At 47.5% G+C, this 14,773-nt stretch carries 12 protein-coding genes and 1 pseudogene; 1 reads left to right on the plus strand and 12 read right to left on the minus strand.

Going from position 1 to position 14,773, the window contains the following annotated elements; translation table 11 throughout:
- Positions 1 to 375: 375 nt before the first annotated feature.
- Positions 376 to 1,545: an IS110 family RNA-guided transposase gene (locus BQ2657_RS09625; protein WP_075580407.1), complete on the plus strand. Its 1,170-nt coding sequence runs from the start codon at positions 376 to 378 to the stop codon at positions 1,543 to 1,545.
- Between the two features lie 249 nt (positions 1,546 to 1,794).
- On the opposite strand, the gene BQ2657_RS09630 is transcribed toward BQ2657_RS09625, so the two are convergent.
- From BQ2657_RS09630 to BQ2657_RS09690, 12 genes and pseudogenes are all read right to left on the minus strand, one after another.
- Positions 1,795 to 2,175, minus strand: coding sequence for an autotransporter domain-containing protein (locus BQ2657_RS09630; RefSeq protein WP_075580408.1), 381 nt, complete (start codon positions 2,173 to 2,175; stop codon positions 1,795 to 1,797).
- On the minus strand, positions 2,094 to 4,937 hold the full coding sequence (locus tag BQ2657_RS13145; RefSeq protein WP_187119195.1) for an autotransporter outer membrane beta-barrel domain-containing protein: 2,844 nt from the start codon (positions 4,935 to 4,937) through the stop codon (positions 2,094 to 2,096). The genes BQ2657_RS09630 and BQ2657_RS13145 overlap by 82 nt, the downstream gene beginning before the upstream one ends.
- Positions 4,938 to 4,997: 60 nt before the next feature.
- A complete protein-coding gene (locus tag BQ2657_RS09645; protein WP_222704326.1) occupies positions 4,998 to 8,075 on the minus strand; it encodes an autotransporter outer membrane beta-barrel domain-containing protein in 3,078 nt (1,025 codons plus the stop codon).
- Positions 8,076 to 8,637: 562 nt separating this feature from the next.
- Positions 8,638 to 9,012 (minus strand): desulfoferrodoxin family protein, encoded by a 375-nt coding sequence (locus tag BQ2657_RS09650; protein WP_075580412.1) that lies wholly within the window; start codon positions 9,010 to 9,012, stop codon positions 8,638 to 8,640.
- Between the two features lie 494 nt (positions 9,013 to 9,506).
- Positions 9,507 to 10,559 (minus strand): helix-turn-helix domain-containing protein, encoded by a 1,053-nt coding sequence (locus tag BQ2657_RS09655; protein WP_075580413.1) that lies wholly within the window; start codon positions 10,557 to 10,559, stop codon positions 9,507 to 9,509.
- A gap of 15 nt (positions 10,560 to 10,574) precedes the next feature.
- A pseudogene (locus tag BQ2657_RS09660) lies at positions 10,575 to 10,847 on the minus strand (type II toxin-antitoxin system RelE/ParE family toxin); the annotation flags it as partial.
- A gap of 136 nt (positions 10,848 to 10,983) precedes the next feature.
- Entirely contained in the window at positions 10,984 to 11,859 is an 876-nt protein-coding gene (gene galU / locus BQ2657_RS09665) for a UTP--glucose-1-phosphate uridylyltransferase GalU (protein ID WP_075580415.1), read from the minus strand.
- A 320-nt stretch (positions 11,860 to 12,179) separates the two neighbouring features.
- The gene (locus tag BQ2657_RS09670; protein WP_075580416.1) at positions 12,180 to 12,602 is read right to left on the minus strand and encodes a hypothetical protein; all 423 of its coding nucleotides are present in this window, start codon (positions 12,600 to 12,602) and stop codon (positions 12,180 to 12,182) included.
- Positions 12,599 to 13,270 carry an acyltransferase family protein gene (locus BQ2657_RS09675; RefSeq protein WP_075580417.1) on the minus strand — a complete coding sequence of 224 codons (672 nt, stop codon included), beginning with the start codon at positions 13,268 to 13,270 and terminating at the stop codon, positions 12,599 to 12,601. The genes BQ2657_RS09670 and BQ2657_RS09675 overlap by 4 nt, the downstream gene beginning before the upstream one ends.
- Positions 13,260 to 13,889: a hypothetical protein gene (locus BQ2657_RS09680; protein WP_075580418.1), complete on the minus strand. Its 630-nt coding sequence runs from the start codon at positions 13,887 to 13,889 to the stop codon at positions 13,260 to 13,262. The genes BQ2657_RS09675 and BQ2657_RS09680 overlap by 11 nt, the downstream gene beginning before the upstream one ends.
- A 138-nt stretch (positions 13,890 to 14,027) precedes the next feature.
- The gene (locus BQ2657_RS13730) at positions 14,028 to 14,294 is read right to left on the minus strand and encodes an acyltransferase family protein (protein ID WP_075580419.1); all 267 of its coding nucleotides are present in this window, start codon (positions 14,292 to 14,294) and stop codon (positions 14,028 to 14,030) included.
- 23 nt (positions 14,295 to 14,317) lie between these two features.
- Positions 14,318 to 14,752, minus strand: coding sequence for a hypothetical protein (locus BQ2657_RS09690; protein ID WP_143224870.1), 435 nt, complete (start codon positions 14,750 to 14,752; stop codon positions 14,318 to 14,320).
- Positions 14,753 to 14,773: the final 21 nt, after the last annotated feature.

A 14,773-nucleotide genomic window follows, 5' to 3' on the forward strand; every position in this document is an offset into this window, starting at 1 on the left:
TGGAACCTAAAAAATTCCAATGTTTTTCGTATTTTGTATACAAATTGATGGAATATTTTGAGAAAAATTAAAAAAGGATATCATCTACCCTCTGGGCGGCCGGGAGGGGCGGGCCTGCGGCCCGCCCCTCGTATAATAGAGTTGTACCAGATATTCTCTTTTATAGTGAATTACGGTACGATTAGAATGGAGCTGTGGATTGGTTGCGAACCCCTACCGCTTGACGGTTTTCGTAGAGTCCGACCACAGAATTCATTCAATTTGTTAATGAGTTGGATACCGCTCGACGGTTCATATCTAGCGAGGATACATTATGATGAAGTCTCTGTGGCTTTGATGCACAGCTGCCAATTCAAAAAAAGGAGGTTGATTTTTATGCTTTGTATCGGAATTGACGTTGCAAAGCGGAAACATGACTGCTGTATCATTGACTCGGATGCATTGAAAACAGTTGAATCTTTTACATTTCCCAATTCACGGGAAGGCTTTGACATGCTCCTTTCCAAGATTTCTGAACTGGGCATTCCAAAAGATAAAATAAGAGTAGGATTGGAAGCAACCGGTCACTATTCCTCGAATCTCGCCCATTTCATCTCAGAACATGACCTTCCACTGCTCACTTTCAATCCGCTTCTCACGAATAGATACAAGCAAGGATTCAGCCTGCGTAAGACCAAGACTGATAAAGTCGATGCCTGCGCTATTGCACAGATGATTGTGTCAGGGAAAGGTTCCCAAACCTACTCTTCTTCATTGTACCATAACGAGGAAATGAAATCACTCTCTCGTTACAGATCTCAAACCATGCAGAAGTGTTCCAAGCTAAAGATATCAGTTTCCCGTCTGGTTACGATTTTATTCCCAGAGCTGGAAGGGCTGACATCTTCCATCCATCTTGCTTCAATCTATGCGCTTCTAAAAGCCTATCCTGGCCATGAACAGATTGCTCATTGCAGCATGAAGCGGCTGACGCACCTGTTAAGTGATGCCTCCCAGGGGAGATTTGACAAAAGCAAGGCTTTGGAAATCCACCAGGCAGCATGCCGTTCTATCGGTAAAGTCTCGCTTTCGGCTTCTATGGAACTCGTCCATACCATTACGGATATTGAAGTGTTGAAGCAGCATATCGTTGAAATCGATGAGAAGCTTAAGGAAATGGTGGACCAGGAAGAATCTTCGATTATTGACATACCAGGGATCGGTTATACCCTTTGTGCCAGCATTCTGGGCGAAGTTGGTGATTTCAAGCGTTTTCCGGATGTCGACAAGCTCCTGGCTTACGCAGGGATGTCACCTTCCAAACATGACTCTGGAGACTACCATTCGAAGCATAACAAGATGGAAAAAAGAGGATCCCCCTATCTGCGAAAGACACTGTACCTTGCCGCCCGCCTGGTTGCACAGAACGTACCGAGATTCAAAGAATACCTTGAAAAGAAACTGTCAGAACACAAGCCTTACAAAATCGCTTTGTCCCATGTAGCCAAGAAACTGATCCGATTGATTTACCGGCTGGGTATTAGTGGCTGCCCTTATTTAGCCTGATTTTTTTAAGCCCACAAGAGGGGGCTTGGGTAAGTGCGCCCTTTTGCCAAGATCCATAGCAACTGAAATTTATTTTAAAATTGGCTTGACTTTATATAGTTGGTCTACGCCGCTGCCATCGGACATGCAATCCAATGGTCACAGAAATGGAGTCCTCGGACAATCCCGGTTCTGTGATTTTTTGTTATATCCCTGACCCCGACGTGGTAGGGGCTACCCGGAGGGGAGCCCATCCCGGCCTGGAGTTCATCAGAAATGATACCCTACCACCACATTGCCTCCGATTCCCTTGTGCTGGCCGGCATAGGCTCTGACGCTCAGGTTCACATCCCAAGGGCTGTCTTTGGTGGCTTCCAGCTTCCAGCCGGCTTCCGCCATCATGCTGCTGCCTCCGATGTCCGCCTTCCGGATATCTGCCTTCAGTCCGGCGGCAGAAACGGTCCCATTGCTTTCTCCGTCGAATTCGTAATCCCAAGCCAGGCCGCAGTAGTAGTTGTTCCGGCCGGACCGGTTGTTCAGCCGGGCCCCGATCCGCAGCAGGCTGCTGTTCAGGTCATCCAGCTGGTAATCCGCATCCCCGGCACGGAAATTGTCTCCGCCCACATGGGTGTAGAAATACTTCCCGTACACATCCAGATCCCGGCTGGCCCGTTCGGTGCCGCCCGGCTGGTGCTGGCCACCTGGTCCGTCAGGTCGAAGATATGGCCGAAGCCCACATGGCCGCTCCAGTAATTGCTGTCCGTCTCATACCCATAGGCACCGCCGCTGCGGCTGTGGAGCACGGAATCCGCGTTGTTCTTCAGCTGGCCGAAGTGCAGGGACGCTTCCCCGTAGTTCTTATTCCGGGCTACGTATTTGGCCATGAGTCCGCCGCCGCTGTAGTGGGCATCTCCGCTGCCGGTGTAGCCGGCTCCGTCCACGTCATAATGGCCCTTGCCGTATTCGTAGAAGACCCCATAAGAGAATTCCCCGTCCCGGGCGGCAACATCATTCCCCACCCCGGCCAGGCCGTTCCAGGTATAGGTGGAGCTTTGGCTGCCCGTATCGTATTTGTCCTTGCTGCCTCCGATGCTGGCAAAGGTGAACACTCCGCCTTCCTGGCCGTTAAAGGTATCCAACACCCCTTCCATCCGGTCCCGGCCGGCTGCCAGGGTGCCCAGGGCCGCTTCGTTGGCGATCAGGGCATTGTGGGTCTGTTTGGACGCATCCACTTTGATTTCCGGCTGTTCCTGGGGTTTTTCCACCGTATCCAGCTGGTACACCACATTCCCGTCCTTGTCCAGGGACGCTTCCCCGGTGCCTTCCAGGGCGTTCCCCACATTCCAGGTCCCCTTCTTGGTGGTCAGGTTCCCGGCAGAAAGGGTCTTGTTCCCCTGGGTGTCCAAGAGAGTCATAGCATAGTTCCCAGCCTTGGTGATGGTTTCCAGAGATTTCGCCGTAAAGCCGATGTCTTCCGTATGGACCTTGGTGTCAGCCAGATCGAACTTCTGGCTGTCCCCCAGGGTCAGCACCGTGCCGTCGGTCTTCCAGTCGATGGTCTTGTAGGTAATGGCGTCCAGGGAATGGAGGCCATAATACAGCTTGTTGTCATTGGATAAAGCCAGACCGTCCTTCCCGGTCACGGTGACTCCGCCGTTGGCATAGGTCCGGGTCACCGGCTGCTGGTATTTGTCCTTTCCAGATTCGTACAGTTTGTCCAGGCCTTTCACCGTCGAAGCTCCGGAAGCATCGATGAGCACATCGTCCTGGATCACGCTGTCTTCCGGGCTGCTGGACGGAGTGAAATGGTCCAGATCCAAGGCCACGTTATCCGGCAGGCTCACTGTATCTGTCACCGTCAGGGCCGGCTGGGAGTGGTCTACGTTGTAGAAAGCGATCTTATCGAAATTGTAGATGCCCTGGACCTTGCTCCCATGCCAATCAGCCCCTTTGCCGGTGATGGAAGCATTGCCGTCTTTATCCGTGGTCATCTCTGCCGTATAGCCCACATTCAGGGTGTTGCCGCTGTGTTCCACGGGAGTATCCAGATGCTGGCCCAGGAGTTCATCCAGTTTGGAAGGATCTTCCAGGATTTCCGGTCCGGTGATCCAGCCGTACAAATTGGCCTGGCTCAGATCCATGGTGCCGCTCAGGTTCACCGTATTATCCTGGGCCTTGCCCCCCACCAGCAGAGCACCCCCGGCCACGTGGATGGATTCTCCCGGTTTCTTTAGCAAGTCTATATATAGCTTGTAAGTTTCACTCTCTGCATAAGCTTTGATCAGTGGATCATCCAGCTTGATGGGGACCAGCTTGGTCCCGGCCAGATTCACCACATTGCCAGTCACATCCGCTCCTCCAGCCTCTGCAAAGTTAGCTGCATTATAGGCTCCGGCCCCTGCCAGCAGATAACTGTTGACCGTCCCTTTCAGATCCAGGAAGTTCTGGGCAGCATCCTGAGCTGCCCCCCCTCCGATGACCACGGCCGTCGCTGCCGCCGGATTGTCGATGGAAACCCGATTTCCTCTTGCTTCTACCTTTACTTCTCCATCAGGATAGACAAAGCCACCGGCAATCCCCATGGAAGAAACGGAAGCCTCTCCTGTTAAAGAAACTGTATTGTTGTTGGCTTTAATCGCTGAATAAGCTCCCGTAAGATAAGAAGCATTGTTTACGTGACTGCCTTCTATGGAAAGAATATTCCCTGTAGCCACACGTTCGGAAGCTCCTCCAACTATACCTTCAATGCCCTCAAGAGATTTGCTGGTATTGATGGTAACCCTATTATCGTTCGCCCCTGCAGTATAGTAACCATCACCACCGATAATTGCGCTTCCATTTTCAATAGTACTAGCATGTATTTCCGCATCTCCTCCTATCAGTACCGTGTTGTTGTTGGCTTCCACATCACTATCGCCTCCAATCATATATCCAACTTCAAGGGTACCGCTTGTAATGGAGATTTCATTCCCATTGGCACTTCCAGACGAAGCAGATCCTCCATACAGATAAGTGATTTTACTGTTTCCACTGCTCTTAAATTCCACCTGGTTGTTATCAGCATTGCCGTGGAAGCTTATGCCTCCATAAAACCTTGCATCGGATTCACTGACAACCGCCCCATCGCCGGATATTTCCAGCTTGTCGCCGGAAACCCCGTTGTTGCCCGATCCGCCATAAATTCCCAGGCTATCATAGAAATTGTTTTTCTTTAAAGTCGTGGTCCCCCCCGTTATCGCTAACGTGGATCCCGACTCCCCTCCTCCGGAAAAACTGGTACCTACTATATCGCCGTCGATAGTCGTAGTTTTCGTATCCGGGTCATAATACACCGCCGCCCCGGCTGGCACCGTCCCTGCCAGGATAGCTGCCAGGATGGTCAGTGTCAACGTCTTTCCACATGTTCTTTTCATAGCCGTTTCCTCCTGTATCTTCAATTCCTGCATCTTGCCGTCATTGTATCGTTTTTTCCATCAGAACCGGCAGTTCACGCCGGCTTCCAGGGTCCAGGTCCGATCCACATGGGGCCCGAAGGACCGATCGAAGCTGGCATAGGCGTAAGAGTTCTTCCCTACCCGAGTGGTGAAGCCCAGGCCGGCATTGTACCAGCTGCCGTCGTTGTGACCGGTGACATCCATGCGCCCGGTCCGGTCCCAAGCACTCACATCCTGGTTCCCCAGGAATTCATGGAAGAAGTCCCCGGTGATATAGAAGTTGGTCCGGTCGCTGACATCTTTCCCCAGCCGGAATCCCAGCCGGCTGATCAGGCTGTCCGTACCGGCCAGATCCACCTGGGTCCCCTGGCTGGTCCGGTAATCCGTACTTCCCAAGTAGGTGTACTGGAGCTGGGCTTGAGGTTCGATGAACCAGTTGGAAGCCAACGGCTTCTTCCGGCCGTATTCGAAGCTCAGGGACCAGTAATCATTGTGGTAGTCCCCCTTCACCGGGCCGCCCATTTCCGGATACAGGGTGTATTCATTCTGCAGCCGGCCGTATTTGGCTACAATGTCCGTATAATGGCCCTTGTCCCCCAGGCGGGTATCGTAGAACCACAATCCGTACCGCTTGCTGTCGCTGCGTCCGGTGACTTCTTTGTAATCTGCAGAGCCATCCATATAGTCCAGGGCAGCCCCTTGGATGTGCCGTCCGAATTTCGTCCGGTCATTCCGCCAGTCGAAGCCCAGTTCCGTCATGGTGTTGTTGGCTTCGTAGAGGGAATCCCGGCCCACCCGGTCGTGACGGATCCGGGCCCACATGCCGTCCCCGTCTCCGCTGTAGCGGGCTTCGCCCAGCCGTTTTTCCAGGTTGTCCGTATAGACTCCGTAAATGGCGTTCATATAGTTCAGCTGCATGGATTTCTTGATGATTTTGGCATTGTTGGAAGGCGTGACCACCGCTTCATCCACGAACCAGTTGGTCCCTTCTTTCACCGGGTTTTCAATGGTTTCGGTCTTCAGGTATTCCGGCAGGAGATTCCCTGCATCATCGGTGGTCTGCTTCCCAGCCATGGCATCCGTCATGATCTTTTCCTGATCCGGGACTTCCTTGGTAAACCCTTTACCGGAAAAAGTCGCCGTTACATAGTCGTTGCCGGGCTTGTAGGTGCCCATACCATTTTTGCCCCCGTTGAATTTTTCATTGGCAGCGGTATCCTCCGGATTGAACTTCTCGTTCTTCACTTTTAAGGTAACGTTGTTGATGCCCTGATCCTTGGCCAGGCTCACATCGAATTTGGCGGCCGGATCCCGTTTGTAATCATCCCCGCCGGTGGTGGCAAAGCGGATGCCCTTCAGTTCTTCCACTTTGGTATCCGGCTGGAGATAGGCCTGGATGTGCTGGACCCCGGACTGGCTCAAATCCCTTACATAGAGCATGTCGGATTTATCCGCATCTTTGGATAAGTCCATGAGGAAGGTGCCTCCCTCCCCAGTGAGCTTGCCGATGGAAACGGATACCCCGTGTCCCTTCCGGGTATCCACCAGCCCCCCATGGTTGAAGTCCAGCGAGGTAATGAAGCTCTTGCCCCGGGTCTGCCATTTGCTGCCGGGGTCCATGGTCAGGTTGATGGTACCGGCATTCAAGCGGGAGACGCCGTACCTGGCATAAGCCTCGTCTGCCTGATTTTTCCAACCGTACAGATGGCCCAGCGCGGATTTATTCAAATCAGAAGACACATCCACCTGGCGGGGAGTCAGCTGCCCGGCAGCGTCAAAGTCCGCATAATCATCAGCCTGGCCTTCAAAATAGCTGCCGTCCTGGAGATGGAGATTCACGGTGCCTCCATCTTTGGCATAGACATCCCCATACAGTTTCAGATGGCCAGCCAGGTTGATGCTCCCATATTGACGGTCTTTGATGGTTTGAATGGTTGTCTCCAACCCTTTTAGATAAGCTTCTACATATTCTTTTTGACCCTCGTTTATGTCAGGATCATCCAATTGACTTTTATAATATTGATAGTATGCTTCATCAATATGCAGCTGATTCCCTGCGTCTGCGATCACATTGCCATTGATGGTATAATTCCCATCGGGATCATTGAAATTAATCTTTCCCAACATGGGTCCTGCAATGGCGAACTGGTGCAGGTCTGCCGCCTGGTAATCTGGGACAGAGGCGGTATAGGACCCAGCATACTCATTCTCTTTCCCCGTCATGTTGATATCTGCATTCTCTACATTGACAATACCCACGCCCCCATAGAGACCTACGGACAGATCCCCGCCATGGATATCCGAGATTTCCAGATCATGGAAATCCGTGTGGCTGTCATCCATGTCAAATCCAGAAACTCCATACAGGACAGCCCCCACAGCCGACCCTTTGGTGGAAGAAATGTTCCGGATCTGGGTTTTCCCGGTGACCACAAAGGGGAGATCTTTGCTCTGTTCAGGATTGTCAAGGTTTATCATTCCCAGGACGTTTCCCAGGCCAAAAGCAAGTGTCCCATCCGGGCTGTCCGTGGTATTGGCAACGTTCTCAACGGTCACATTGGTCTTGCCGCCCTCTGTATAGGGAGTCAGGTTGACAGCCTGAAGCATAGCCCCATAGAGCGAAAGCGCCGTATCGGTGGTTACGCCATCCACATGGAGCCAATCCGCTTTCAGATTATTTTGGACCATTTGGTGAGTGGCATAATCTTCCACCGGTTCCGAGAATAGGCCATAGAAAGAACGTGCCTGGCTGTCTTTACTGGAAGTAAGCCCGCTGATGGAAATAGTCGGGGCAGCCAAGGTGGAGCTTTGTAAATTGACGCCCTCGGTTGAAGCCAAGGAAGATTTAACGGTAAGGTTGGAAATCTGGATGCCCTTTTCCCCTTCCAGAGAAGACTTAACGATCATTACGGGATCATTGGCTGCTGGGATACTGCTGCCATCCAGGGAAACCCGATCCGCTGTGATATGGCTCTTTTCCATGTAGAGTTCTTCTCCCAGCGTCCAGTCTCCTTTGGTCAGCGTCTTATCCTGGATATGCTCCGCCCACACCGGCACACTTCCCCCCAGTGCCAGAGTCAGGGCCAAGGCCAGAGTCAGCTGTTTCTTGCTTTTCATCCTCATCAAAACCTTTCTTTTTTATTTTTCTCCAAAACAAAAAGAAGCCGGCAGATGGCTTCCTTACAGCAAATCTTATACACTTATGTATTGAATCCAAGCTGGATAAGTGGCTGCATTTTTGTCTTGTATCCTTTCTTCGCGGACTATTATATACTTATTTTTATCACAATGCAACGTGAAACATATAATTTGCATGATGTTTAAATGCATAGTCAATTTGTATAAATTCATCTTGAGTGGACATTCCGTAAAAAAATTACGTATTCGTTACACCAAATAGTGTCTATATCCAATATAATCAAAATATATTGCCTAATTGTTACATTTGTATATTCTATGATAAGCATAAAATTTTTTCATAATTTTTTCTTAGCTTGTGCAGCAGTCCCGCCCAGTCGGCCCGGCTTCCAGATCTTGAACGTAAAAAAAGCTGTGGCAAGCTGCCGGCAAACAACGCACAGCAGCTTCCACAGCCTTTTCTTTTTTCTTTCAAGCAAAACCAGCTAGGCTGGCTTCCATCGGCCGCTGCCCATTGACAGCTGACCGTTGACCGCCTTTCTTACTTCTTCCACAGCCCGTGGAGGTTGCAGTAGGCATAGGCGGATTCCACTTCATCCCCATCCACCAGGGCGAACACAGCCTTGGGAGCATCTCCCGGCTTCAGTTCCTTTCTCTGGTTCCCCTCTTTGGTGTGCAGGGAGATCCATTCAATGTAATGTTCCGGCTGCATAGGATGGAGCACGGAACCAACGGTCACCGTTACGATATTGCCAGAAACTTCAATCACCGGCACATGTTTTTCCTGGGCAGCATCCGTGGTGTTGGGCACCAGTTCATCCATCTTCTGCCCGCAGCACATCACCGGCACGCCGGTTTCCTTGACAACAGCAATGATCTTACCACAATGAGCACATTTGTAGAATTTTTGTTCCATGAATAAGCCTCCTCGCAGAAAAAAACACTTGTTGGTCAACCTTCTGTTCAACATTCTTTTCAGACAACTCCATCATATCATAAAAAAGAAGAATAAGGAAGAGGAGGAAGGATCCCGAACACTTCCGGCATGATCACATACCGCCCCAAAGCCACAAACCGGCTGGGCGCCATCATTCTCCCCAATGGCCCGCTTAATCGATCAAGCTCCCTATTTGCTCTTATACTGATTATAAGTCCGAAAAGAAATCATTCCGTCTGCAGCCTGCCAACTACAATTCCAATTCCTTGCCGATGCGCGAATTCTTTTATTTTCTTAATAGAAAAGAGGCGCTCACTATAAAACTGGCCAATTGCCGCTTACGGAGGCCGGGATGGGCTCCCCTGCGGGTAGCCCCTACTCCGTCTCCGTCGAACAGATGATAACAACGATGTTCACCGCCTGGTCATCGTCCTGCAGAGTGCGGCCCGTGTGGGCCGCACTCTCCTATCCAATTAAACTCCGTATTTACTCTTATACTGATTATACATGTGAAAAGGTATCATTCCGTCATGCTGCAACCTGCCAATTACAATTCCTGCTCCAATTCCCTGTTCCTCAGCAAATTTCTTTATTTTTTCAATAGAAAATAATCTTTCGTTATAAAACTTTCTAATTGACTCCCTCGGAATTAGTAAATCAGCGGCCATGGCATTGGCACTGGCTTCATCCTCTTCAGAAATACCTTTTTCCTGATAAATATGGCCCAACAAAATATGGGCAATTTCATGAAAAAGACTGAACCAGAAACGATCTGCATCTTTGCCCCGCAAACCAATCCCCAGGACGACTTTATGGTTTTCTCCCTCAAAAGTGATTCCATGAAGGAAGGAGCCGCTTACTTCTGGCAAAAAAAACAATGCCACACCACAGCCTCCAAACACATGAATAAGTTGTTCTTTAAAATCCAGACTTATCTTAGCTGTGAGTCTGCGAATTTCTGTTATAACCTTTTCCATTTTTTCTTTGCAGAAAGCAGCCACGTCCATGTCCCGTGCTTGTCGTTTGGCCAACTGAGCCAAAGATAAAAGAATATAATGGCTTTTCTCCGTATCACCCATTTTTCGGCAGGCAATAGGTATTAGAGCCTGGTTCTCTAAAACCTGTAAACGACTTACTTCAAAGAAGCGGCAAAGGTCAATGACTTCCTGCTCTTTTTTACGGGAAGGTTCATGCCCCAGCCACCTGCAGATATCCTTATAAGGATATCTCTTTGCAACACTTTCTTCCTGCTCCAGCTCTGTGTCTCTTCTGACCTTTACCAGTTTCTCCTGATAAATAGCTTCCAGTCTATTCCAGAAAGAAGCAGGAATCCCCAGGACCAATTCCAGCCGTTCAGCCACGTCCGGAGTTAAATGCACGTCTCCATTGATTAGCTTGCTGATATGCTTTTCCGACATCCCCATCCGGATAGCAAACTCTTTTTGAGTCATTCCCCGATCCACAAGCTGTTCCTTGATTGTAGCTCCTGGTGGCGTTGCAATATAATGTCTGCTTTCCTCCAACATGATTTCCGCCCCCTTTCAGTGGTAATCCATAATTTCCAAGACCATCACTATTTGAATCCCTGTTCCTAATTCTCTAAAAATCAATCGATATGGCTGCTGCAAATCCATGGCATATTCACCCTGCCGTTTTCCCTCCAACCGATGACATCGTCCAATCCGTCCTGATATCAGTTTCTGTACCGACTCTGCTGCCTTCAGCTGATCGATTCTAAAATGGATTTGCCGCGCCATTTCCTTGCCATAAGAAGCCCGAGCTGTCTCCGCATCTGTGCATATTTTCTGCAGTTCCTTGTTTTTATACCGGACATCAAACGCCTCACTTCATTTACCTCTAAGGTTAATTTTAACTCTATCATATTTTACCGTAATAAGCAAGAGGGGAAGCCATTTTCGATGGCTTCCCCTCTAACCGTCTAGATTCTCTTTACTCTTTTCCCAGCTTCTTCAAATACTCCCGGAACGCCGGGCCCAGGTCATCTCTCCGTAAGGCGAATTCCACCACCGCCTTCAGATATCCCAGCTTGTCCCCGGTATCATACCGCTTCCCCTGGAAATTGTAGGCATATACATTGCCCTGGTGAGCCATCACCCGCAGAGCATCGGTCAGCTGGATCTCCCCGCCTTTTCCCGGCCGGGTCTCTTCCAGGATCTCGAACACTTCCGGCGTGATCACATACCGCCCCAAAGCCGCAAACCGGCTGGGCGCCTCGCTGAGCTTGGGCTTTTCCACCATATCCTTCACCTGGAGTAAGTTTTGATCCCCAGTAGGCTTCCCGTCGATGATCCCGTAGGCCGATACCTTTTCCGGAGCCACCACCTGGCAGCCGATCACCGTTCCCCCAGTCTTATCATACTGGTCCATCAGCTGCTTCAGAGCCGGTTCCTCCGTTCCCGTATAGACCACATCATCCCCCAGGATTACCCCGAAAGGCTCCCCATCGATGAAATCCTTGGCACAGAGGATGGCATCCCCCAGCCCCCGCTGGTACGCCTGGCGGGTATAGTGGATCTTCACATCCGAGATCTTCCGGATCTGCTTCAGCTGCTCCAGCTTCCCTTGTTTCAGCAGATGCTGCTCCAGTTCCGGAGAAGAATCGAAATGATCCTCGATGGCCCGTTTGGCATGGCCGGAAATGATCAAGATCTCCTCGATCCCGCTGTCAAGGATTTCTTCCACAATATACTGGATGGTGGGCTTGTCCACCAGAGGCAGCATTTCTTTAGGCATGGCCTTGGTCTCCGGCAGGAACCGGGTCCCAAACCCAGCAGCCGGGATCACAGCCTTACGTACTTTTTGCATGAGGGTACTCCTTTTTGGCAAATTTTATGTGATGTCATTTGCTTTGTTTATTGTAGCATATTTTGAGAACAAAAAGATACTTTTCATCTTATAACGTCCAATCAGATCACAGCGTCAGCTATAGTCAAGATTTCCATCTTTATAGGGGCCATCCACCGGATAGCCCACTCCTGTCTCCAAGCCTCGGACCTGTTTTTCCTCAACCAGGGGACCAGCTGTCTGGTTCCAGTGACTACCTCTTTCGCTCTTTTCTCTTCACTCTACACTATTCATCACGCTGGTAATGACGTTTTTAACCAAGTTCTATTGCTTTTTGCCTTTCATTTCATGAGAAACAAATATTTTTTAACGATTCTATTCCGTGCCATAATTTTAGCTAGACATCCAATGAAGAAAACCGACAGCAATATGAACACTAAATAAAAAAACACATCCGCTTGCCAGGACAGAAACTGCGTGATTGGGTGTTTTAGAATGAATTTTTCAACCCCTTTGACAATTGCCCCGCAAACATATACATGCATCATATAAATAGCAAACGATATTTCGCTGATTTTTTCTATCAAAGAATAGCCTACAGGGTGCTTTTGTAAAAATGTTTCAGTCCTTGTTAACAGCTCAAAAACAGAAATAGAGAGCACCACTACCAAGACAAAATCATAATGCTGTACACTGTGCTTTGTCATTTCGATGAAGTACATTACACCAAATGGCACTCCCACACCCAGCAAACCAAGCTTCATGCTACTGATTTTTTTAATCCGCTTTGAGAAATATAGTACCCTGCTAAAAGGTAAATCATCCATACACTTTCGCCCCAGACCGATGCTCCAAAGATGTTCATACGGAGGACTGAATGGATTTCTAGCTTTTTCCCAAATAGTAAAAGAATCGGTGCAACTGAAGGAATCAACGTTCCACTGAAAAGCAGTGCAACAGCAATAATTTTACGATAAGCAGATACATGGATTTGGTGAAATGCTATGGAAAGAATTGGCATACCCAAATATAATGCAATCGTCATTGGCAGATACCACAATGCAGACAAGGTATCTCCCATAAATAATGCCGCTTTCACAACAGCTGACCATTTTTGTGGTGGATCAAATACATAAGTATAGCGCAACAAATTCCATATAATATTCCAGAACTGAAAAGCGATTAATAAAGGAAAAAAATTTCTGTATATATATCTTTTTAAGTAATCGGTATCCGAAAAATTTCTTTTGAACATCAGATACCCTGTTAACATGACAAAAAGCGGAACTCCTATTGTTCCAGCAACTTTCCATACAGAAAAGATAGGGAAATAGATAGTATTAGAAAAGAAGTATGATTTCGTATGTACAATAATGACCAAAATCATTGCCAAAGTACGGATTAAATCTATCGAACACTGTCTATTTTTCATCTCTACACCATCTTACTTTTATCTTTCTTATCACTTTTTTGAAGATCATTTCTTTTAGCAAATAGACTATCAAGAAAATTCCCAGAACCATCAATATCCGATAAACACAGGCAATTTTCCAATGGGCATCATAGATTCTATTCGGAAGTAAATATCTGTCCAGATAGTGAATTCCATAAATAATCATCGTATTCCGACCAATGAAGCTCAAAAATCTACAGACAGCAGCATTCCCTTCCAGAGCCCGACTTACAGCCGCCACAGCAAAAGTTCCTGCAACTGCCTCTACTACTCCCACCCAGAGCAGAGGATATCTGCGGGCAGCCAATTCGATATACCATTGATTCTGGATACAGAAGCTCCAAAATACAGAACCTGCTGCAAAAATAAACCAGCAATATTTCTCCAGAAAGTCTTGATGTTTTTTCCACAGCATTCCCAGATAGAGGAAAAATACGCAAACCAAAGTCACATCAAAATTTAGAGGCAGCCACTTCTGTGTCATACCAAGATACATTCCGATAAACACCAATGAAGCATACAGATATCCTCTATATTCTCCATGGAACAGCAATCCTATACCATTAATAATCTGAAAGCCACAAAACATAGACACCATGAACCAGAGCATCCCTAGACCCGGATGTCCTTTAAAGGTAACCCCAGAACTCCAGAAAAGTGCAGTTATGTTCCTTTTTATTATCTATATTGTGAAAATTTCCTTTCCCTGAAACATCGGCAACAATAAATTCAGGCACTATAAAAGAAACAAGGGTAACAATAAATGACGTACATTTTTCCAAAATCTTTCTCTGGCTTCGTCCCAATTCTGGGCAATCTTGAAATGATAGCCGGACAAAATAAAGAACAACGGCATATGGAAGGAGAAAATCATATTCCGTTCCAGTATATCAAAAGGCGCAGTATGACCAATGATGACGAAAAAAATGGTAATCCCTTTGGCAATATCAATCCATTGAATTCTTTGTAAAGTTATTGATTTTTCTAGCGATATATTTTTCATTTTTTATATTGATAGCCTATCCTCTAGGAATTTCTTTTGTCATTAGAAAGATAAATATGAATATAATATTGGTTGTTAATAGATTTTAAATCTATATCTGTCCCAATAAAATTAGGTAAGTATTGTTTCGATATGACAAGAGTTTGGATTTTTTTATTTTCGTAATTTAAAAGCGTCGTATTAAAAACTCGATATCCTTTAATTTCAAAATATATATTAATCCAAAAAATATTATGCCGAATACTAAGAATCCCAATACTAATAAAGAAAATTAAAAATAAAACCACTTGTGACCATATTGTAAAATCGAATGATATCATAGGTAATGCTGTTGATAATATAAATTCAACAGAGATATCCTTTTTCTCTTCAGCACGATCAATCTGATACGTTCTTAGTTGTGATTTTGTAGTACTCTTAATGAATCCACTAATAATTTTCCATGAAATAATAGTCAATAAAAGAATACATCCTAATGA

This window comes from Acidaminococcus massiliensis, from assembly GCF_900095825.1.
Taxonomy (GTDB): Bacteria; Bacillota; Negativicutes; order Acidaminococcales; family Acidaminococcaceae; genus Acidaminococcus; species Acidaminococcus massiliensis.

Bases quoted from the DNA above. Each gene is read 5' to 3' on its own strand.
- BQ2657_RS09645 (WP_222704326.1), bottom strand. From the start codon at position 8,075: ATGAAAAGCAAGAAACAGCTGACTCTGGCCTTGGCCCTGACTCTGGCA.
- BQ2657_RS09670 (WP_075580416.1), bottom strand. From the start codon at position 12,602: ATGAAGCTTGGTTTGCTGGGTGTGGGAGTGCCATTTGGTGTAATGTAC.
- BQ2657_RS09655 (WP_075580413.1), bottom strand. From the start codon at position 10,559: ATGTTGGAGGAAAGCAGACATTATATTGCAACGCCACCAGGAGCTACA.
- BQ2657_RS09625 (WP_075580407.1), top strand. From the start codon at position 376: ATGCTTTGTATCGGAATTGACGTTGCAAAGCGGAAACATGACTGCTGT.
- BQ2657_RS09650 (WP_075580412.1), bottom strand. From the start codon at position 9,012: ATGGAACAAAAATTCTACAAATGTGCTCATTGTGGTAAGATCATTGCT.
- galU (WP_075580415.1), bottom strand. From the start codon at position 11,859: ATGCAAAAAGTACGTAAGGCTGTGATCCCGGCTGCTGGGTTTGGGACC.
- BQ2657_RS09680 (WP_075580418.1), bottom strand. From the start codon at position 13,889: ATGGTGTCTATGTTTTGTGGCTTTCAGATTATTAATGGTATAGGATTG.
- BQ2657_RS13730 (WP_075580419.1), bottom strand. From the start codon at position 14,294: ATGAAAAATATATCGCTAGAAAAATCAATAACTTTACAAAGAATTCAA.
- BQ2657_RS13145 (WP_187119195.1), bottom strand. From the start codon at position 4,937: ATGAAAAGAACATGTGGAAAGACGTTGACACTGACCATCCTGGCAGCT.
- BQ2657_RS09675 (WP_075580417.1), bottom strand. From the start codon at position 13,270: ATGAAAAATAGACAGTGTTCGATAGATTTAATCCGTACTTTGGCAATG.